The 15,121-nt window shown below is 55.2% G+C and carries 10 protein-coding genes; 6 read left to right on the top strand and 4 right to left on the bottom strand.

What is annotated here, in order from left to right:
• Positions 1 to 3: 3 nt before the first annotated feature.
• Positions 4 to 2,700 carry a pyruvate dehydrogenase (acetyl-transferring), homodimeric type gene (aceE, locus tag B9Z48_RS07055; protein ID WP_108377601.1) on the bottom strand — a complete coding sequence of 899 codons (2,697 nt, stop codon included), beginning with the start codon at positions 2,698 to 2,700 and terminating at the stop codon, positions 4 to 6.
• Between the two features lie 173 nt (positions 2,701 to 2,873).
• On the opposite strand from aceE, the gene B9Z48_RS07050 reads away from it, so the two are divergent.
• The 4 genes from B9Z48_RS07050 to B9Z48_RS07035 all read left to right on the top strand — a co-directional run bounded on the left by B9Z48_RS07050 (position 2,874) and on the right by B9Z48_RS07035 (position 9,045).
• Positions 2,874 to 5,363: a PAS domain-containing sensor histidine kinase gene (locus tag B9Z48_RS07050; protein ID WP_089958043.1), complete on the top strand. Its 2,490-nt coding sequence runs from the start codon at positions 2,874 to 2,876 to the stop codon at positions 5,361 to 5,363.
• Positions 5,364 to 5,400: 37 nt separating this feature from the next.
• Positions 5,401 to 6,027, top strand: coding sequence for a response regulator transcription factor (locus B9Z48_RS07045; RefSeq protein WP_089958046.1), 627 nt, complete (start codon positions 5,401 to 5,403; stop codon positions 6,025 to 6,027).
• A gap of 90 nt (positions 6,028 to 6,117) precedes the next feature.
• Positions 6,118 to 6,969: a bifunctional methylenetetrahydrofolate dehydrogenase/methenyltetrahydrofolate cyclohydrolase FolD gene (gene folD, locus B9Z48_RS07040; RefSeq protein ID WP_108377600.1), complete on the top strand. Its 852-nt coding sequence runs from the start codon at positions 6,118 to 6,120 to the stop codon at positions 6,967 to 6,969.
• A gap of 36 nt (positions 6,970 to 7,005) precedes the next feature.
• Entirely contained in the window at positions 7,006 to 9,045 is a 2,040-nt protein-coding gene (locus tag B9Z48_RS07035) for a M3 family metallopeptidase (RefSeq protein ID WP_108377599.1), read from the top strand.
• Between the two features lie 223 nt (positions 9,046 to 9,268).
• On the opposite strand, the gene B9Z48_RS07030 is transcribed toward B9Z48_RS07035, so the two are convergent.
• Positions 9,269 to 9,868 carry a TetR/AcrR family transcriptional regulator gene (locus B9Z48_RS07030; RefSeq protein WP_108377598.1) on the bottom strand — a complete coding sequence of 200 codons (600 nt, stop codon included), beginning with the start codon at positions 9,866 to 9,868 and terminating at the stop codon, positions 9,269 to 9,271.
• Between the two features lie 651 nt (positions 9,869 to 10,519).
• On the opposite strand from B9Z48_RS07030, the gene B9Z48_RS07025 reads away from it, so the two are divergent.
• Positions 10,520 to 11,479, top strand: coding sequence for a helix-turn-helix domain-containing protein (locus B9Z48_RS07025; RefSeq protein ID WP_146186246.1), 960 nt, complete (start codon positions 10,520 to 10,522; stop codon positions 11,477 to 11,479).
• Between the two features lie 255 nt (positions 11,480 to 11,734).
• Here the strand turns inward: B9Z48_RS07025 and B9Z48_RS07020 are convergent, their stop codons facing one another.
• The gene (locus B9Z48_RS07020) at positions 11,735 to 12,688 is read right to left on the bottom strand and encodes a delta-class carbonic anhydrase (protein ID WP_228769248.1); all 954 of its coding nucleotides are present in this window, start codon (positions 12,686 to 12,688) and stop codon (positions 11,735 to 11,737) included.
• A gap of 93 nt (positions 12,689 to 12,781) precedes the next feature.
• Positions 12,782 to 14,113 carry an isocitrate lyase gene (aceA, locus tag B9Z48_RS07015; protein ID WP_108377597.1) on the bottom strand — a complete coding sequence of 444 codons (1,332 nt, stop codon included), beginning with the start codon at positions 14,111 to 14,113 and terminating at the stop codon, positions 12,782 to 12,784.
• A 520-nt stretch (positions 14,114 to 14,633) separates the two neighbouring features.
• Between aceA and B9Z48_RS07010 the strand changes: the two genes are divergently transcribed.
• Positions 14,634 to 15,053 (top strand): SWIB/MDM2 domain-containing protein, encoded by a 420-nt coding sequence (locus B9Z48_RS07010; protein ID WP_089958121.1) that lies wholly within the window; start codon positions 14,634 to 14,636, stop codon positions 15,051 to 15,053.
• Positions 15,054 to 15,121 lie beyond the last annotated feature (68 nt).

Below are 15,121 nucleotides of genomic sequence, written 5' to 3'. Positions count from 1 at the left end.
TTTTTATGCGTACAAGGGGTTGATCTTGTCGGTTTTGATGCCGTATTTTTGGATGGCTTCGGCCACTTGCGCGACCGGCACTTTGCCCTCTTCGCTCAGCGCCTTGAGCGCGGCGACCACGATGTAGTGGCGGTTGACCTCGAAGTGCTCGCGCAGCTTGCTGCGGAAATCGGAGCGGCCAAAACCGTCGGTGCCCAGCACTTTGTAGGTGCGATCCTTTGGAATGAAAGGACGGATCTGCTCGGCATAGGCCTTCATGTAGTCGGTCGATGCGACCACGGGGCCGCTGTGTGCCGCCAGTTGTTGGCCCACAAAGGACACACGCGGTGTTTCAAGCGGGTGCAGCATATTGTGGCGCTCGGCGTCTTGGCCGTCGCGGGTCAGTTCGTTGAAGCTTGGGCAGCTCCACACGTCGGCCTGAATGCCCCAGTCGGTGGCCAGCAGGGTTTGCGCGGCAATCGATTCCCGCAAGATGGTTCCCGAACCCAGCAGTTGCACGCGCTTTTCTCCGGCGGCACCCGGCTTGCACAAATACATGCCCTTGATGATCTGCTCTTCGGTGCCGGGTGTGAGGCCGGGCATGGCGTAGTTTTCGTTCAGCAACGTCAGGTAATAAAAGACGTTGTCTTGCTTCTCGACCATGCGCTTGAGGCCATGGTGCAGGATGACACCGACTTCGTGGGCGAAGGTGGGGTCATAAGACACGCAGTTGGGGATGGTGTTGGCCATGATGTGGCTGTGACCGTCTTCGTGCTGCAAGCCTTCGCCGTTGAGCGTGGTGCGGCCCGATGTGCCGCCCAGCAAAAAGCCGCGCGCTTGCATGTCGCCCGCTGCCCAGGCCAGGTCGCCAATGCGCTGGAAGCCGAACATCGAGTAATAAACATAGAACGGCACCATGATGCGGTTGCTGGTGGAGTAGCTGGTGGCAGCTGCAATCCAGCTCGACATACCGCCAGCTTCGTTGATGCCTTCTTGCAGGATCTGACCGGCCTTGTCTTCCTTGTAGTACATGACCTGGTCTTTGTCGACCGGGGTGTACTGCTGGCCTGCAGGGTTGTAAATGCCAATTTGGCGGAACAGGCCTTCCATGCCGAAAGTGCGGGCCTCGTCCACCAAAATCGGCACCACGCGTGGGCCCAGGGCTTGGTCGCGCAGCAGTTGCGTCAAGAAGCGCACATAGGCTTGGGTGGTGGAGATTTCACGGCCTTCGGCGGTGGGCTCCATCACGGCCTTGAAAGTTTCCAAAGAAGGCACGGTGAAGTTTTCTTCGGCCTTGGTGCGGCGGTGTGGCAAGTAGCCGCCCAACGCTTGGCGACGCTCGTGCAGGTAACGCATTTCAGGCGTGTCGTCGGCCGGTTTGTAAAACGGGATCTTGGACAACTCGCTGTCCGGGATCGGGATGTTGAAGCGGTCACGCATGTACTTGATGTCGTCGTCCGTCAACTTCTTGGTCTGGTGCACGGTGTTCTTGCCCTCGCCCGCTTTGCCCATGCCAAAACCTTTGACGGTCTTGATGAGCAGCACGGTGGGCTGGCCCTTGGTGTTCACGGCCTCGTGGTAAGCGGCATAGACCTTTTGCGGGTCGTGGCCACCGCGCTTGAGGTTCCAGATGTCGTTGTCCGACAGGTGGGCCACCATTTCCAGCGTGCGCGGGTCGCGGCCAAAGAAATGCTTGCGCACATAAGCGCCATCATTGGCTTTGAAAGCTTGGTAGTCGCCGTCCAGCGTGTCCATCATCAGTTTGCGCAGGGCGCCGTCCTTGTCGCGGGCCAGCAGGCTGTCCCACTCGCTGCCCCACAGCAGCTTGATGACATTCCAACCCGAGCCGCGGAATTCGCCTTCGAGTTCTTGCACGATCTTGCCGTTGCCACGCACCGGGCCGTCCAAACGCTGCAAGTTGCAGTTGACGACAAAAATCAGGTTGTCCAGGTTCTCACGAGCGGCCAGGCCAATCGCGCCCAAGGATTCGACCTCGTCCATCTCGCCGTCGCCGCAGAACACCCAGACCTTGCGGTTTTCTGTGTTGGCAATGCCACGGGCGTGCAAATACTTCAAAAATCGGGCTTGGTAGATGGCCATCAAAGGCCCCAAACCCATCGACACGGTGGGGAACTGCCAGAACTCGGGCATGAGTTTGGGGTGTGGGTAGCTCGACAGGCCATTGCCGTCCACTTCCTGGCGGAAGTTGAGCAACTGCTCTTCGGTCAGGCGGCCTTCGAGGTAGGCGCGGGCATACACACCGGGCGACACATGACCCTGAATGTAGAGGCAGTCACCGCCGTGGTTTTCGCTCTCGGCGTGCCAGAAATGGTTAAAACCCGCGCCGAACATGTGCGCCAGCGAGGCGAAGGAGCCGATGTGCCCGCCCAGATCGCCGCCGTCAGCGGGGTTGTGGCGGTTGGCCTTGACGACCATGGCCATGGCGTTCCAGCGCATGTAGGCACGCAGGCGCTCTTCGATTTCGATGTTGCCGGGGCAACGGGCTTCTTGGGTGGGCTCGATGGTGTTGACATAGCCGGTGTTGGCCGAGAACGGCATGTCAATGCTGTGCTGTCGGGCTTCTTCGAGCAACTCTTCGAGCAAAAAGTGGGCACGCTCAGGGCCTGCTTTTTCGATCACGGCGGACAGAGCGTCCATCCATTCGCGGGTTTCCTGGGCGTCGAGGTCTGCGCCCGGTTGTTGTGGTGTGGCCGCTGTCATGCTTGTCTCCTGTGGGTGTTATCGGCAAATGATGGCTGAATTTTCACATAAATTTCTGAATTTTTCAAATAGTGCACATTGATTTTGTATAGTGAAATTAAATGCCAATGCCTGGTCAATTTTGAAATCCTTTCAAAGCCAAAGTCAGGCCCCTGTCCCCTAAACTCCACATCATGGAATTGAACAAAGCAGCGTTGGTGGTCACGAAAGTTGGGCCTTGGGCCTGGTGGCGATCATGGTGGAAAAGCCAATCACCCAACCGGCAGGACCGATTTGCCAACTTGGCACCCGTGGCGGCGGTGGTGTTGTTTTTGGCCGCCATCGCCAGTGCGTTTTGGTACTTGCGTGTGGAAGAGATCGAGCGCGAGCAAGAGGCCATCAAACGCGATGTGGAGTACGCCCAGCAGCGGCTGCGCTTGCGTCTGCTGGAGCGGCAAGAGCAGGTCATGCGTTTGGCGCGTGACGTCTCGAACAAGGAAATACGCACCGACCAGTTTTTGTCGCGGGCCGAAGCACTGGTGTTGCAATACCCCGAGTTTTTGTCGCTGACCTGGATCGATGACCGCAGGCGCATCATGGCCAACCAAAGTGTCTCCAGCATCGCACCCAGTCAACACATGCGGGCCGGAACGGTGCTCAAAATTGGTGAGACTGAAAGTCACTTCAGCTTGGCACGCGATTTGATGCAGCCCATTTACGGACAGCTGGACACCGAAACCGACAAAGACGCCCAGATTCCGGTATTGCAGTTGCACACCCCATTGAGCAACGACCAAGGGCGATTCAACGGGGTGATCCTGGCCGAATACACCATGGAAGGCTTGCTGCGTTACGGCATTCCCACCGAGGTGCTGGCCAAATATGCCGTCGCCTTGCAAGACGGCAAAGGCCGCTTGCTGGCCGGTCAAACCATACCGGGGCGCATCGCTTTGTGGAGTGCCTTGCCGGGCAGTGAAAAACCCAACAACGACTATGAAGTGCCGGTTTCCCCCGTGGGCAACGACTTGATTTTGCGGGCTCAGGCCTGGCGCACATCACAAGGCCTGGTGGGCAGTGGCCTGTTTTGGTTGGTCAGTGTGCTCAGCGTGATGACCGCCTGGATGTTGATCGGCAACTGGCGACACACCCGACGCCGTTTGCAGGCCCAAAAAGCCTTGGTTGCTGAAACCAATTTCCGCCGCGCCATGGAAAACTCCATGCTCACCGGCATGCGTGCCCTCGACTTGCGCGGCCGCATCACCTATGTCAACCCCGCGTTCTGCCAAATGACGGGCTGGAGCGATTCGGACTTGGTGGGGGCCGTCGCGCCCTTCCCTTACTGGCCCGAACAAGACAGGGAATTGCTGACCAAACGCCTGGAAGAAGAAATCAGCGGCCAGCACTCTGCAGGGGGATTCCAGGTGCGCGTCAAACGCAAAGATGGGCACTTGTTTGATGCACGCATGTATGTCTCACCCCTGATTGATGCCAGTGGCAAGCAAACCGGCTGGATGACCTCGATGACCGACATCACCGAGCCCAACCGCATTCGGGAACAACTGGCCAGCTCGCACGAACGCTTCACCATCGTGCTGGAAGCGCTTGACGCATCGGTCTCTGTGGCCCCGCTGGGCAGTTCCGAACTGCTCTTTGCCAACAAACTTTACCGTTTGTGGTTTGGCCAAAACACCGATGGCCATTTGCGGCTGGTCCAACAGGCCGGCTCCAGCGAGGAGGTCGATCGCGCTGACGATGTGGATGAAATGGCCGGGCTGCCCACGGAGAGTTTGACGATTGCCAAATCAGAAAACGCCGAAATTTTTGTCTCTGAACTGGGCAAATGGCTGGAAGTGCGCTCTCGCTACATCAACTGGGCCGACGGACGACTGGCCCAAATGGTGATTGCCAGCGACATCACGCCGCGCCGCCAAGCCGAAGAGCAAGCAGCACAACAAGCAGAACGCGCCCAAACCGCCAGCCGCCTGATCACCATGGGCGAGATGGCGTCGAGCGTGGCCCACGAGCTCAACCAACCCCTGACCGCCATCAGCAACTATTGCAGCGGCATGATTTCGCGCATCAAAAACAAGCAAGTCAAAGAGGAAGACATGGTGTGGGCGCTGGAGAAAACAGCCCACCAGGCCCAGCGTGCCGGACAAATCATTTTGCGCATCCGCAGTTTCGTCAAACGCAGCGAGCCCAACCGCGTCCTCTCGGATGTCTCGGCCATGGTCAACGAGTCGCTGGAATTGGCTGAAATCGAACTGCGCAGACGCCACGTTCGCCTGTCGCACTATGTGGCTGCACGGTTGCCACAACTTTTGGTAGACCCTATTTTGATTGAGCAGGTGCTGATCAACCTCATGAAAAATGCGGCCGAATCGATTGACAACGCCAACCGTCCTGCCGGACAGCGTCATGTGGAATTGCGCATCGTGCCCAAACAGGTCGACAACCTGTCTGTCGTGGAGTTCTCGGTCACCGACACCGGGCAAGGCTTGCCCGCCGAGGACACCGAACGGGTCTACGAGGCGTTTTTCTCCACCAAGGTCGAAGGCATGGGCATTGGCCTGAATTTGTGCCGAAGCATCATCGAATCCCACCAGGGCCGGATCACTTCCGAGAACCTCTACAATTCGGGCGAGGTCACAGGATGTCGATTCTCCTTTTGGATACCGGTCTGAACCCATTGACCACACTACAACCCACCGGGGTAAATGAATGAGTTTGATACCAAAAAAAGGCACTGTTTACGTCGTGGACGATGACGAAGCGGTGCGCGATTCCTTGCAATGGTTGCTCGAAGGCAAGGACTACCGGGTGCGTTGTTTTGACAGCGCAGAATCTTTCATCAGCCGATACGACCCCCGAGAAGTGGCTTGCTTGATCGCCGACATCCGCATGGGCGGCATGACAGGCCTGGAACTGCAAGACCGTTTGATTGAGCGCCGCTCGCCCCTGCCCATCGTGTTCATCACAGGCCATGGCGACGTGCCCATGGCGGTGAACACCATGAAAAAAGGGGCCATGGATTTCATCCAAAAACCCTTCAAGGAAGAGGAGCTGCTGAGCCTGGTTGAGCGCATGCTCGACGAAGCCCGTGACTCTTTTGCCGATTACCAGCAAGCGGCCAGCCGCGACGCGCTCCTGTCTAAGCTGACAGGCCGCGAAGCGCAGGTGCTTGAACGCATCGTTGCCGGTCGCCTGAACAAACAGATCGCCGACGACCTGGGCATCAGCATCAAAACGGTGGAGGCCCACCGCGCCAACATCATGGAAAAGCTCAATGCCAACACCGTGGCCGACCTGCTCAAGATCGCGCTGGGGCAAAACGCACCCAAGGCCTGATCGCCCTGCCCGCCAATCTACGCCCGCAAGCAACGCCCGCACCCGCCGGGCGTTTTGCATTTTTTCTCTGACTTTTTTGAACTTTCAAACATGACCGCCCACCTCATCGACGGCAACGCCCTGTCCAAACAACTGCGCACCGAAGTCGCTGCCCGCGCCCAAGCCCTCAAAGCCCAAGGTGTGACACCCGGCTTGGCCGTGGTGCTGGTGGGTGACAACCCGGCCAGCCAGGTCTATGTGCGCAACAAGGTCAAAGCCTGCGAAGACAGCGGCTTGCATTCGGTGCTCGAAAAGTACGAAGCCACCCTGACCGAGGCCGATTTGCTGGCCCGCGTAGAAGCGCTCAACAAAGACCCGTCCATCCACGGCATCTTGGTGCAGCTGCCCCTGCCCCCGCACATCGACGCACAAAAAGTGATTGAAGCCATCAGCCCCGCCAAAGATGTCGATGGCTTTCACATCGCCAGCGCCGGGGCCTTGATGACCGGCATGCCCGGTTTTTGGCCCTGCACACCCTACGGCTGCATGAAGATGCTCGAGAGCATTGGCTACGACCTGCGCGGCAAACATGCCGTGGTCATTGGCCGCAGCAACATTGTGGGCAAGCCCATGGCGCTGATGCTTTTGCAAAAAGATGCCACGGTGACGGTGGCGCACTCGCGCACCCAAAACCTCAAAGCCCTGACCCTGCAAGCCGACGTGATCGTGGCCGCCGTGGGCAAGCGCAATGTGCTCACGGCCGACATGGTCAAGCCTGGCGCGGTGGTTCTGGACGTGGGCATGAACCGCAACGACGAAGGCAAGCTGTGCGGCGATGTGGACTTTGAAGGCGTGAAACAAGTCGCCAGCCACATCACCCCCGTGCCCGGGGGCGTCGGCCCCATGACCATCACCATGCTGCTGGTCAATACCCTTGAAGCGGCCGAACGCGCCTCCAAGTGATACAAAGTACCCACTGAACTGCTATTTGGAAGCCCCATGACCAACCCCTTGCTCGACACCTCTGGCCTGCCCTTGTTTGACCGCATTGCTCCCGAGCATGTGGCCCCAGCGCTGGACGAATTGCTGGCCGCCGCCGAAAAAGCCTTGGACACCGTCACCGCCGCCGACTTTCCCTCCGACTGGAAAGCCATCGCTCAGACCCTTGACGTGAGCACCGAGCGGCTGGGCATGGCCTGGGGTGCGGTCAGTCACCTCAACAGCGTGGCCGACACGCCCGAACTGCGTGCCGCCTACAACGCCGCCCTGCCCCGCGTGACAAAGTTCTGGACGCGCCTGGGCAGCGACGAGCGCCTGTACGCCAAATACAAAGCCATTGACGCGGCCAACCTCAACACCGAGCAAACCCAAGCCCGCCAAAACGCCCTGCGCGGTTTTGTCTTGGGCGGCGCCGAGTTGCAAGGCTCGGCCAAAGAACGCTACGCCGCCATCCAGGAACGGCTGGCCGAAATCACGCAAAAGTTCAGCGAAAACACGCTGGATGCGACCGACAAATTTGCCCTGTACGTGAGCGAAGACCAGCTCAAAGGTGTGCCTGCCGATGTGGTGCAAGCCACCCGTGATGCTGCACAAAAGGACGGCCAAGAAGGCCACCGCCTGAGCCTGAAAATGCCGGTGTATTTGCCGGTGATGCAGTTCGCCGACAGCGGCGCACTGCGCGAGCAGCTCTACAAAGCCTATGTCACCCGCGCTTCGGACCAAGCCCCCGACGACGCCAAGCACTTCGACAACACCCCCTTGATGCAGGAAATCTTGGCACTGCGCCAGGAAGAAGCCCGCCTCTTGGGTTTTGACAACTACGCCCAAGTGTCGGTCGTGCCCAAGATGGCCGAGTCCCCCGAAAAAGTCACCACCTTCTTGCGCGACCTGGCGGCCAAAGCCCGCCCCTTTGCCGAAAAAGACCTGGCCGACCTGCGTGAATTTGCCACCAGCGCCCTGGGCATCACCGGCCCACTCAACGCATGGGACGTGCCCTACCTCAGCGAAAAGCTCAAAGAAGCCCGCTACAGCTTCAGCGAACAAGAGGTCAAGCAGTACTTCACCGCGCCCAAAGTGTTGGCCGGGCTGTTCAAGATCATCGAGACGCTGTTCGAAGTCAGCATCCGTGTCGACCAAGCGCCCGTCTGGCACCCGGCCGTCGGCTTTTACCGCATCGAGCGCGAAGGCCAATTGGTCGGTCAGTTCTACCTGGACCCCCCAGCCCGCGCGGGCAAGCGCGGCGGCGCGTGGATGGACGACGTGCGCGGCCGCTGGCAGCGCCCCGACACCGGCGTGCTGCAAACGCCTGTGGCGCACCTGGTGTGCAACTTCGCCGAAGGTGTGAACGGTCAGCCCGCCTTGCTCACGCACGACGACGTGATCACCCTCTTCCACGAATTTGGCCACGGCCTGCACCACATGCTGACGCAAGTGAACGAGCGTGATGTTTCGGGCATCAGCGGTGTGGAATGGGACGCGGTTGAGCTGCCCAGCCAGTTCATGGAAAACTTCTGCTGGGAATGGTCGGTGCTGCGCCACATGACCGCCCATGTGGAAACGGGCGAGCCCCTGCCGCGTGCGCTGTTCGACAAGATGCTGGCCGCCAAAAACTTCCAAAGTGGCCTGCAAACCTTGCGCCAAATCGAGTTTTCATTGTTCGACATGCTGGTGCACTCCGAACACGACCCGGCGCAAGACTTCATGCCGCTTCTCGCACAAGTGCGCGACGAAGTGGCCGTGATGCGCCCGCCCGCCTTCAACCGCATGGCCCACACCTTCAGCCACATCTTTGCAGGCGGTTATGCGGCAGGTTATTACAGCTACAAATGGGCCGAAGTGCTGAGCGCAGACGCCTACGCAGCGTTTGAAGAAACCGCTGCCGATGACGGCACACCCAGCGTGGAAACCGGCCGCTTGTACCGCCAAGCCATTTTGGAAGCGGGCGGCAGCCGCCCAGCGCTGGAATCGTTCAAGGCCTTCCGGGGCCGCGAACCCAGCCTGGACGCTTTGCTGCGTCACCAAGGCATGGTCAGCGCTTGAACAAGCCGAATCACGGCCGATGGAATTCGGCAGGCCCTGGTCTGGATTTTTTTGACTGGGGCTTGTTTTTTCGGAAGTTGCCTCGGGCGATGGGCGGTGAACTGAAGATTTGATCGTCCCAAGCTTGCCCCCGTCACGAACAAACTCCAAGCATCAACGGGATGAAACCCAATTCAAAAACACGAATCTTCAAGCGCGGTCCCCATGGTTCGACATTCGGATTTCAAGCCCTGAGTGCCAAAGCCACCACGTCACCAATCAATTTGTGACGCGCTTGCGAGTTCGCTGGCAAGGCTGGCATGGCTTTGAGGACATAGTTGTAGTTGATGGTGACCAAGAGTTGGGCGGCAGCAAAAGCGCCTGCATCTGATGCCGCACCGGCCAAATTGAATTGTTTTTGTGCTTGCCGCATCAGATCCACACAATCGAGAAATATTTTTTTAGTCTGAGGGTCAATCCGCAGGTTTTCCTGAAAATCCTCGTGCATTGCACGGTTGACAGAAAATTCAAGCGTCTGAATATTCTCCAAGGTCTTGGACATGTGCATGCAGGCGTCTTCAATGCATGCAAATTTGGGCATGTAAGCCGCGATGGCCACCATTTGCTCAGATGCCAGATTGCAATAAGAAGACCACAACACAAAGAGGGCTTGCTTTTTTGAACCAAAACGTTTTAAGAAAGCCCCACGCGTCAATTGCGCATGGTCTGCAATTTCATCAATACTCAACTGACCCAATGATTTCTCTTTGAGCAGATCATTCAAAGCGTCAAGAAAGCGTTTTTCTGTCGCGATGGCTCGTGGTTGAAGTGGTTTTTTATACATAGAAAATACACATATTTTCAACAAAAAAATAAAACTTTGGAATTCAAGCCTTCTGATCAAAACCTACTTTAGATCATACCTTTTATTTGATGAAATCTCAATATAGCCATATATTATTAAATACAGCAATACATAGTTTACAAAAATACAAAAAAAATCCAATATAATTTAATTAATAAGTATCCGTAAATATAATAAATAATCCATTTTATCAAATAAACATGTAAATATTGAAATCAATTTCCGTCAAAAGTGTCTACCAGTCACCTTTTTTTATGTCATCATGTTAACATTTAAAATTAGAATGAGACATATGATGATACAAGAAAGCAGCACATTAAATAGTTCTATTAAAATAGTACCAGAATTTCATTTGATACTTTTAAACTCAATTTCAGTCCAATCACCTGAGTGCGCACCAGTCTCCATGGACGTGCAGGTTTCTTTGCATCCGGAAGACAACAAGCCACTGAATGAGGTTGACAGCGCCGTAACAGTCCCTTCTAGCAACGACCCGGGATCAGTCAAGAAAATTTGCTTTCACCCGTTCGGCACTGAAAAATAATCGACTTGACAAAGGATGAACTTGAATCTGATCATATTGCGGGTTCCTGATGATCGGATCAGCTGTTTTATTTTAAAAACATGACCATGACTTCCACCACCAATCATATTCGGGGCGAACAACTTCGCCAATTGCGCGAATCTCAGGGCATCACTGTTTCTAACTTGGCGCAACATGTTCATTTGTCAACAGCCCAAGTCTTGCAGCTCGAATATGGTGATGTGCTGCCGGGCAAGCGGTCCATGTTTTACTCCCCTGCCATTGAGGAAATTGCAGCCATCAAAGTGGCCAAAGCTCTTGGCGCCGACCCGCAGGCGCTGTGGACCAACACGCCCATTGTTCAAATGAACATGGACACGGCCCAATCGCTGGAATCGCCTGTTCAAGAAAGTGTGGAATCCCGCACAAACCATGAAAACTCCGTCAGAAAATCAACTTCTGTTGCAGCAAGACCTCGTTTGCCTGTTCAAAAAAATGGCAAAAATATCCTGATCCCTGCGATCGGTTCAGCATTTGTTTTGTCAAGCTGCTTTGCAATTTTTTATACACAAACTGATTTTTCAATCAAGGCATTGGCCAACGACCTCCTATCGCTGGCCACGAGCAAAACAGAACCACAGGTGCCACCAGCGCAGCTTGAACAGGCACCAATGTCTGAGCCGTCCACCACGTCACCTGCGCCAATCAAAGCCATGCCAGAGCCCGATCAACCGGTGACTGCAAGGGTGCAGGCCCTTGGTTTTGGTGGTTGTGATGCGCAAAAACCCGCCATCACTTTATCGACTGATCAGCCCCAAAAAGCGGGCCTCAGTGTGTACATCGAGGCATTGGAAGAAGTGAGCTTGTGTGTGGAAGACAGTGCAGGCGTTCAACACGCAGCAAGCCTCAAAGCCAACGAAAACAAAACATTTCGCGGCACCCCACCTTGGTCGGTGCACGCAAGTGATCCGGCAAAGATCCAGTTATTTTTTCAGGGCCGAAAATTCCACTGGCCAGAGGTCAAAGATGCTTTTGTCATTCTGAAAGAAACAGCCGGTACTTTTTGAATTGGCCATGGCCACCCGCTTGTGGGCTTAACACATGAATTTGTAACTTTTGCCAAGTAAAAAGCCACCCTCAGCTCTCGCAGGGGTGGCTTTTTTTCAACCCCCTGAAGGGAGCTATTGCGTCAAATATCAGTCGATTGCATTGGTCTCTTCAAGAGACCGGACAACTATCGCGACAGTGGGGGAGTTTGAACTGGCCATGAGCGGTCAAAGAAGCAGTACCAAGGCCAACAGCAATGTGATGGCCCATGATCTTTATTTCACGCGAGAAAGCAACTTTGGATCAATCACCAGATTCCGTACACCGTGAGCATGGTCTTCGGCAAAAGCATTGGCTTTACACCACTGTCCGACAGAAGCAACATTGACTTTCAGCACTTTGGGTCTGACGCTCCAAGAGACTTGCAAAGGTGAGCCTTTTTCGTTGTAAGCGGGACCCGTGGTTGAACCCGCATAGCGGATAGGCACGCCCGTCTTGCTGGGCATATGCAATGGTTGGTGATAGCCATTGACCTGCCCCACCTCGGTTAGACGTTGAAAATCAGCCGCTTTTTGGTCGTTCACCAAGACAAAAACCTGCGCCTCAACGCGAAGTTGCGGGTTCGCCACAGCCTCGTTCAAACAAGCCCCTAAAGTCGCGCCAGGCTTCACCTGTGCCGTGCTGAACACATAGTGCAACTCGATCGTATCGCCGCTTTGCAATCCGCCGTGTTTGCCAACGCAGACTTCCTCTTCCAGCGGCTTGGCTTCCCGAGCGTTCAACTTTCCTGAATAACGGTATCCCGTGCCGTAGCCATGACCATCACCATGACCTGCAAACTTTGTGAACTCTCCGCCCTTGTGTTCAGCATTTTCATGGAAATGGATATTGCAAAGGTTCATCTGACTGAAAGCCGGGGCTGGCAAGAAGACGCCCGTATTCTGACCTTTGACCTGTGCCAAGTCACGAGGGGACTGAGGACCATAGCCTTTGCCATTGGTGTTGTTGCTTAAAGCCGCATTCTGTGCATCGATCGTTGCAGCATCGGCTTTGTGAACACCTTCAGTGCTTTTACCCGCAACGTCGGCGGCATTCGATACACCGGCCAAGCTCAGAGTGAGGGCAAGGCTGGAAAGCAAGTAGTTTTTCATGAATTTACGCTTTTTGATGATTTCATAATTATCCCACTCCACAGAACATCGCAAAAATGTAATCCACCAAATCTTCATGAAAAAAAGCCACCCAAGGCTCTCACCTCAGATGGCTTTACAACCCCACCAGGCACCCATTGAAGGGCACCCAAGGTTAATGGCAGGAGCTGATCAGTGGAACTGCTCTTCTTCGGTCGAACCGGTCAGGGCTTTCACAGATGACGAACCGCCTTGGATCACGGTGGTCACGTCGTCGAAGTAGCCTGCGCCCACTTCTTGCTGGTGCGACACGAAGGTGTAACCCTTGTCGCGTGCAGCGAACTCAGGCTCTTGCACCATGTTGACGTAGTGCTTCATGCCTTCGCCGTTGGCATAGGCGTTGGCGAACTGGAATGTGTTGTACCAGTTGATGTGGATACCAGCCAAGGTGATGAACTGGTACTTGTAGCCCAGTGCCGACAGGTCTTCCTGGAAAGAAGCGATCTGGCTGTCGTTGAGGTTCTTCTTCCAGTTGAAAGAAGGTGAGCAGTTGTACGACAACAACTTGCCTGGGCAAGCAGCGTGCACAGCTTGGGCGAATTCACGGGCAAAGCCAATGTCTGGCACGCCAGTTTCGCACCACACCAAGTCAGCATAAGGTGCGTAAGCCACGCCGCGGCTGATGGCTTGCTCCAGACCGTTTTTGACGCGGTAGAAACCTTCTTGTGTGCGCTCGCCGGTCAAGAAGGGCTTGTCGTTGGCGTCGTGGTCAGACGTGATCAAGTTAGCCGCTTCAGCATCGGTACGGGCCAACACGATGGTGGAGGTGCCCATGACGTCAGCAGCGAAACGTGCAGAGATCAATTTTTCGCAAGCTTCTTGTGTGGGGACCAACACTTTGCCGCCCATGTGACCGCATTTCTTGACGGCAGCCAATTGGTCTTCGAAGTGCACACCAGCCGCGCCGGAGGCGATCATGTTCTTCATCAGTTCGAAGGCGTTCAACACACCGCCGAAACCGGCTTCAGCGTCGGCCACGATGGGCAAGAAGTAGTCGATGAATTCTTTGTCGCCGGGGTTGATGCCACGGCCCCACTGGATTTCGTCGGCGCGCTTGAAGGTGTTGTTGATGCGGCGAACCATGGTGGGCACCGAGTCGTAGGCATACAACGACTGGTCGGGGTACATGGTTTCAGAGGTGTTGCCGTCAGCGGCGACTTGCCAGCCCGACAGGTACACGGCTTCGAGGCCTGCTTTGGCTTGTTGCATGGCTTGACCAGCGCTGATGGCACCGAAAGCGTTGACGTAGCCTTTTTTGGAGCCGCCGTTGACTTTTTCCCACAGCTTTTCAGCACCGCGCTTGGCCAGGGTGTGCTCGATGGGCATGCTGCCGCGCAGACGCACGACGTCGGCAGCGGAATAACCGCGCTTGACGCCCTTCCAACGGGGGTTGGTCGCCCAGTCTTTTTCGAGGGCGGCGATTTGCTGTTCACGGCTCAATTGTTCGGTGAGGTTGGCTGGCATGGAAAGGACTCCTGAAGTCAAGTTGAAATCGGGCGATGTGGGCAGCGAATTCTGCTTCGTCGTTGCCTGAATCTTAACTCTTATAGAAGACCTTTGAAGCATCTTATGTCTTATAGAAGACATATTTTTATTTGTTATATTTCAACAACTTACATCACTTATTTCTCTATGCAAAAAATATTTTAACAATACAAAAAATTTTTGCTTCAATCCGATGGATAAAATTTCACAATAAGAAATTTAACAATCGGATTGTGAAAATAATGTATGAACGCGCAAGGGGTCAATGCCCCCAAAAGCCGATTCGAAAGTGAGTCTTGCTGAGTGTTTTGGGCTGTTCGAGCTTGCGTCAAGTTGTCAAGATCAAGAAAAGCCCAACTTCAGGTGAAATCAGCAACAACCCCTATAGAAAAATTGATTTTTACCATTGGAAACCATGTCTTTCTCCAGTAGCATCCGGGAAGCTGTAAACAAATCGTTTCTCAGCGGCGAACTTATTTCCGATCAAAGGAACTTCATCATGGCAACTGCAAAAAAAACCCCGGCCACAAAAGCTGCACCCGCAAAAAAAGCAGCACCGGCCCCCAAAGCTGCACCCGCTGCAAAAGCTGCTGCACCTGCTAAAAAAGCAGCGGCCAAGGCCCCTGCTGCTAAAACCGCACCTGCCACCAAGGCTGCACCTGCTGCAAAGCGCACGCCCAACGCCGCCTTCATGAAGGCTTTGACCCCGAGTGCTGCTTTGGCAGCTGTGGTGGGATCAACCCCTCTGCCACGCACCGAAGTGGTCAGCAAAATGTGGGTCTACATCAAAAAGCACAACCTGCAAGATGCAACCAACCGCCGCGCCATCAACGCAGACGACAAGCTCAAGGCCGTCTTTGGCAAGGCCCAAGTCACCATGTTCGAAATGGCAGGCTTGATTGGCAAGCACTTGAAGTAATTCAAGGGCAGCACAAAAAAACCCGCCCAGGCGGGTTTTTTTTGGCTTTGAAACACGGGACTGCCCTT

It is taken from the genome of Limnohabitans sp. WS1, assembly GCF_003063265.1.
Lineage (GTDB): Bacteria > Pseudomonadota > Gammaproteobacteria > Burkholderiales > Burkholderiaceae_C > Limnohabitans_A.
Note: the sequence above shows the minus strand (reverse complement) of the source record. Positions and strands in the feature narration are given on the sequence as shown.

Bases quoted from the DNA above. Each gene is read 5' to 3' on its own strand.
- aceE (WP_108377601.1), bottom strand. From the start codon at position 2,700: ATGACAGCGGCCACACCACAACAACCGGGCGCAGACCTCGACGCCCAG.
- B9Z48_RS07050 (WP_089958043.1), top strand. From the start codon at position 2,874: ATGGAATTGAACAAAGCAGCGTTGGTGGTCACGAAAGTTGGGCCTTGG.
- B9Z48_RS07045 (WP_089958046.1), top strand. From the start codon at position 5,401: ATGAGTTTGATACCAAAAAAAGGCACTGTTTACGTCGTGGACGATGAC.
- folD (WP_108377600.1), top strand. From the start codon at position 6,118: ATGACCGCCCACCTCATCGACGGCAACGCCCTGTCCAAACAACTGCGC.
- B9Z48_RS07035 (WP_108377599.1), top strand. From the start codon at position 7,006: ATGACCAACCCCTTGCTCGACACCTCTGGCCTGCCCTTGTTTGACCGC.
- B9Z48_RS07030 (WP_108377598.1), bottom strand. From the start codon at position 9,868: ATGTATAAAAAACCACTTCAACCACGAGCCATCGCGACAGAAAAACGC.
- B9Z48_RS07025 (WP_146186246.1), top strand. From the start codon at position 10,520: ATGACTTCCACCACCAATCATATTCGGGGCGAACAACTTCGCCAATTG.
- B9Z48_RS07020 (WP_228769248.1), bottom strand. From the start codon at position 12,688: ATGAAGATTTGGTGGATTACATTTTTGCGATGTTCTGTGGAGTGGGAT.
- aceA (WP_108377597.1), bottom strand. From the start codon at position 14,113: ATGCCAGCCAACCTCACCGAACAATTGAGCCGTGAACAGCAAATCGCC.
- B9Z48_RS07010 (WP_089958121.1), top strand. From the start codon at position 14,634: ATGGCAACTGCAAAAAAAACCCCGGCCACAAAAGCTGCACCCGCAAAA.